The following is a 4484-nucleotide window of genomic DNA, read 5'->3' as shown; positions in this document are numbered from 1 at the left end:
AAGAACCTCATGACCCACAACAACTAGACTCGTGGTCATGGTGACGTCCCCCTGTGACAGCGGCACGATAGAGCAGCGAGTCGGCATCGTGATTCCAGTCTTTAACACAGGTGGACTGGTGTTGAAGGCGGCCCGTAGCGCGTACGTCGCCCTTGGATCCCGCGGTTCGATCATCGTCGTGGACGATGGCAGCACGAACAGTGCCACACGCACCGCACTGGACGAGCTCCGGCGCGAAGGGTTCACAGTCCACCGCCAGCCGAATGGAGGGGTAAGCGCCGCGAGGAACTCCGGGATTGCGCTCTTGTCAACCCCCTACGTCATCGCCCTGGATAGCGACGACGAGGTTTTGCCGTGGGCACCGCGGAGGATGGCCGATGTTATGGATACGGATGACACCGTCGCCATCGTCACGGGGGCCGCGTATGAAGAATGCGGCGGTGTGGAGACCCTCCAGCCAGCCCCTGAAGAGACTGTCACTCGAGAATCCATGCGTGATTACTCCTTGTTGGCCACGGCATCACTGTTTCGTCGGTCAGCCTGGGAGATGGCCAGAGGGTTCCCGGAGGGGTTGAGCATGGGGGAGGACTGGGTCTTCTGGATGCGCATCCTTCGACTCGGAGGCGTCGTCAAAATCCTGGATGAACCGACCGTGCGACGGCATTTGGGCGACCATCAAGTCACAGCGGGGCGCATCGACGTCCGGCAAAGTACGCGGGCGAAAGCACTAGTCCGATCGGAGAACTCTGACCTCTACACGGGGGAAGAGGTATCTCTCATCGAGCAGTTGAACGCGGCCGAGACGCAGTTGGCGTACTACCGCCATTCCTACCGCCATGTCGACCGCGCGAAGAGGACGTTCAAACGTTGGATCCGTCGGTAGGGCGCCATTCGCGGCTCACCACCAGTAGGGCCGTGTTCAGCAGCCCCCGGCTAAATCACGCATACACCGAGCGAACGCGCCCTCGGAGAACCGTTCGGCGTGCGCCTGCATCGCTGCCCGGTCCCAGTCATGCGCCAGCAGACGTTCCACCCCCTCGGCCACCGCCTCCACCGTCGGCTCCTGCACGAACAAGCCGTTGACGCCTTCCACGATGGTGTCCAGGTAGCCGCCGGCCCGCAGCGCCACGGTGGGCACGCCCCACGCACTCGCCTCGAGCGGCGTGATCCCGAAGTCCTCGTGGCTCGCGGCGATCAGTGCCGTCGCGTGCGCGTACGCCCACCGCAGCTGCGCGTCGGTGAGGTCCTGGCCGAACACCACGTCCTCCCCTGCCATTGCCCGCAGCCGGGCCTCCTCGGGGCCCTTACCAATCACCACGAGCGGCCGTCCAGCACGGGCCGCGGCCTCGATCGCCACGTCCACGTGTTTGTACGGCATGAGCCGCGCGACCGACAGCAGGAAACCGTCCTCCGCCAGCCGTTCGGCGCCCGGGATCGGCTCCTGCGGGCCCTCCGTGCTCACGGAGTGCGGCGGGAACACGAGGTCCACGCCGTCGAGCCCGTAGACGACTTCGATCCGCTCCTTCACCACCGTGGAGTTGGCCACATAGCGTGATCGACGCCGGACGGACGCGCGGTCCCACCTGCGCAGACCCGGGCGCAGCACGCGGGCGATCCGGCCCTTGATGCTGTCCCGGCCGCCCTCGCCCAGGTAGTCGTCCAGCAGGTACACCCAACGCGCCGGGGTGTGGCAGTAGACGAGCGTGGCGCCGTTGTAACGGAATCCATGCGCCCAGCCGGAGGTCGAGACGACGGCGACCGACTCCTTCACGTGCATCAGTGAGGAGGCCAGGGGCAGCAGCGGCAGTGCCCTCCGCGGGTCCTTCCGCAGCAGCCCGACCCGGTTCAGGGGCGAGGTGACGATGTGCGCGTCCTTGAACTCGGGGAACGTGCCCTCCGGGTCGTAGAACGTCGTGTAGATGGGCGCGTCCGGCCACATCCGGTGCAGGGCGAGCACCACCCGCTCCGCCCCGCCCTTCTGGGTGAGGTAGTCGTGGGCGATGGCGATCCGGCCGCGCGTCGTGTCGGTCATGGTGCTCCCCTCAGAACTGCCGGCGGGCACGCCCCGGCCGGGTGCGTCCGGTCTCCGCGGCGGCTTCGACCTGCAACGCGATCAGTTTTCGTGCAATCGGCGCCGGCAACACGGCAGCGGCACGCTCGACGACGGCGGAGCTGCACCGGATCGTGCGCTCCGTGCTCAGAGCGGCCACCGCCCGCACGGCGGCCCCCCACGGCCCGCCCGGGGCGCGGTCCCCGCCGAGTGCGTCCGCCCCGTGCTTGGCGATGAAGATCTGCCGGGCGGACCCGGAATGCAGAGCCCGGCGCGCCTTGGTGTAGGTGGTGACCGCCGCCGCGTGGTGACGGGTCTCCAGCTCCGGCCGGATCTCCACCGGATACCCGGCGGCATGGAGGCGGTAGCCGAAGTCCACGTCCTCCCAGCCATAGCGGCGGTAGTCCGGGTCGTAGCCGCCGAGCTCCGCATGGAGGGTGCGGGGGACGGACACGTTGCCCGCCCAGTGCCGCCACTGCTGCTCTGCCGTAAGGGCATAGGCATGGCGACGGTGCGCTTCGTCCTGGGCGTCACCGTAGACGCGCTGATAGGCGGAGTCCGGGAGGACATTGGCCGTCAATCCGATCACGCCGCCATGCCCGCCCGCGTGCGCGGCCACGTGGTCCCGGATGTAGTGGGGTCCGGGCTCCAGATCGTCGTCGGTGCGGATGAGGATGCGGCCGGACGTCGCGTCGGCACCTGCGTTGAGCGCGGCGACCCGTCCGCGGTTCTCGGGGAAGACGGTCCAGCTCAGGTCCAGGCCCGGGTGTTCCGCGGCCAACTGCGCGAGCACCGCTTCCGACCCGTCCACATCCCCGTCCACGACCACGTGGACCTCGAACGGCGGGGCGCCCTCCTGCGCGGCGAGGGCGCCGGCCAGGCGCGGCAACCGCTGGGCGCCGCCCCGGCTGGGGACGATCACGCTGGCCTCGGGGGTCAGGGGCGTCTCGGTCATGAGTCCTCCGCGGGGATCATAGGGACAGGTCATCCAGGAGCTCGGCGACGGCGGCGCGGCCGGCCTCGGGTGAGAACAGCGACTCCCAGCGGCGTCGCTGGGAGTGGGCCACCGCCCCCAGATCGATCGCTCGTACCGCCCGCAAGCAATTCGCGAGTGCGGCGGCGTCGCGCTGCGGAACAACGAAGGGGTGATCGCTGCCGACCACCTCGGGAACGGCCCCCGCATCGGAAGCCACCACCGGAACGCCCGCCGCCATCGCCTCGGCCGTCACCAGGCCGAAGACCTCGGCCCACTGCGACGGCACGGCCAGCACGTCCACGGTGGCCAGGAACTCACCGCTGTCCTGCCAGCCGAGCACCTGGACGTCCTCACCGGCTGCCTTCAGGGCGGTGGCGAGCCGGTCCGCCTCGTCCTCCGCCACGAATCGGCTCTCCCCCGCGACGCGGAACACGAAAGCACCCGGGTCGGTCTTCCGCAGCAGCGCGGCGGCCTCCAGCAGGGTGACGATGCCCTTGTCCTCGGACAGGCGGCCAAGGAATCCCACGGTCACCGGATCATCGGCACCGCGGGCCCGCCGTGTCTGCGGCGCCGTCGGGGCCGGAACCCAGTTGTGGAGCACGCGCGCCCCGCGGATGCGGTCCGCCGCGAATCGGGACGGCGCGAGGACCGCGAGCGCACCGGGACGCGCCAGGGCGGAGAACACGCGCAGAACCGGCTTCTCGGGTACCTGATGCAGGTGCACGATCCGGCGCCGCCGGCCGGCCAGTGCGGTGGCGGGCAGCAGCCCGTTGCACCACACGACGTCGTCCCCGCCGCGGCCTCGGTCCCAGGCCCGGAGAGCGCGCAGGTACCCCAGGCGTCCGGGCCTACCCACGCGGACCACGTCGAAGCCGTCCGCGGCCAGACGATCGGCGGTCTCGGCCGGGTGCGCCGGGGCCACGACGCCCACGTCCCGACCGAGCTCGCGCAGGGCCGTGGCGAGGTGGTGCAGCATCACCTCGCCGCCACCCACTTCGCCCTGGTTTGCCAGGATCCAGATGCGTCCGGTCATCCTGAGGTCTTCCCCACCCGGCGCCCGAGCACCTCGAGGGTCGCCTCCGCGGTCACCCGGGCCATCGTCTCCACGTCGCCCACGCGCACCTCGCCCGGGCCGTCGGCGGCGGCACGCACGACGGCGTCGGCGATGGCCGCCGGCGTGGTCTCGTGGACCAGGCGCTCAGGCGGCAGGATCTCTCCGTTGCCGCCCACGTCCGTGGCGACGGCGGGCAGGCCCGCGGCCGCAGCGTCGAGCAGGGTGTAGCTGAGGTTCTCCCACGCGGAGAGCTGCACCAGCACGTCGTGCTCGGCCATGGTGCCCCACGGCTCCACGAAGCCGGGCAGGTCGACCGCATCCGCGACACCGAGGTCCTCGGCCTGAGCGCGCAGCGCCGCCGCGAGCGGCCCGGTGCCGGCCAGCGTCAACCGCGTCCCGGGGTC

At 70.3% G+C, this 4484-nt stretch carries 5 protein-coding genes; 1 reads left to right on the top strand and 4 read right to left on the bottom strand.

From position 1 onward, the window contains the following. The first annotated feature begins 37 nt into the window (after nt 1–37). Nucleotides 38–883: a glycosyltransferase family 2 protein gene (locus HMPREF3105_RS09780; protein ID WP_141762489.1), complete on the top strand. Its 846-nt coding sequence runs from the start codon at nt 38–40 to the stop codon at nt 881–883. 36 nt (nt 884–919) lie between these two features. Here HMPREF3105_RS09780 and HMPREF3105_RS09775 read toward each other — a convergent pair whose 3' ends face one another. From HMPREF3105_RS09775 to HMPREF3105_RS09760, 4 genes are all read right to left on the bottom strand, one after another. Next, nucleotides 920–2032 (bottom strand): glycosyltransferase, encoded by a 1113-nt coding sequence (locus HMPREF3105_RS09775; RefSeq protein ID WP_070709447.1) that lies wholly within the window; start codon nt 2030–2032, stop codon nt 920–922. Between the two features lie 10 nt (nt 2033–2042). Next, the gene (locus HMPREF3105_RS09770) at nt 2043–3005 is read right to left on the bottom strand and encodes a glycosyltransferase family 2 protein (RefSeq protein WP_070709445.1); all 963 of its coding nucleotides are present in this window, start codon (nt 3003–3005) and stop codon (nt 2043–2045) included. 16 nt (nt 3006–3021) lie between these two features. Next, a complete protein-coding gene (locus HMPREF3105_RS09765; RefSeq protein WP_070709443.1) occupies nt 3022–4059 on the bottom strand; it encodes a glycosyltransferase family 4 protein in 1038 nt (345 codons plus the stop codon). Further along, on the bottom strand, nt 4056–4484 hold a 429-nt coding region (locus tag HMPREF3105_RS09760), incomplete at its 5' end, for a glycosyltransferase (protein WP_141762488.1). The genes HMPREF3105_RS09765 and HMPREF3105_RS09760, both read right to left, overlap by 4 nt.

The sequence above is a fragment of the Micrococcus sp. HMSC31B01 genome (assembly GCF_001816085.1).
GTDB lineage: Bacteria > Actinomycetota > Actinomycetes > Actinomycetales > Micrococcaceae > Micrococcus > Micrococcus luteus.
Note: the sequence above shows the minus strand (reverse complement) of the source record. Positions and strands in the feature narration are given on the sequence as shown.

What these genes read in the sequence shown, in the direction of transcription:
- HMPREF3105_RS09765 (WP_070709443.1), bottom strand. Translation starts at nt 4,059, where the DNA reads ATGACCGGACGCATCTGGATCCTGGCAAACCAGGGCGAAGTGGGTGGC.
- HMPREF3105_RS09775 (WP_070709447.1), bottom strand. Translation starts at nt 2,032, where the DNA reads ATGACCGACACGACGCGCGGCCGGATCGCCATCGCCCACGACTACCTC.
- HMPREF3105_RS09770 (WP_070709445.1), bottom strand. Translation starts at nt 3,005, where the DNA reads ATGACCGAGACGCCCCTGACCCCCGAGGCCAGCGTGATCGTCCCCAGC.
- HMPREF3105_RS09780 (WP_141762489.1), top strand. Translation starts at nt 38, where the DNA reads ATGGTGACGTCCCCCTGTGACAGCGGCACGATAGAGCAGCGAGTCGGC.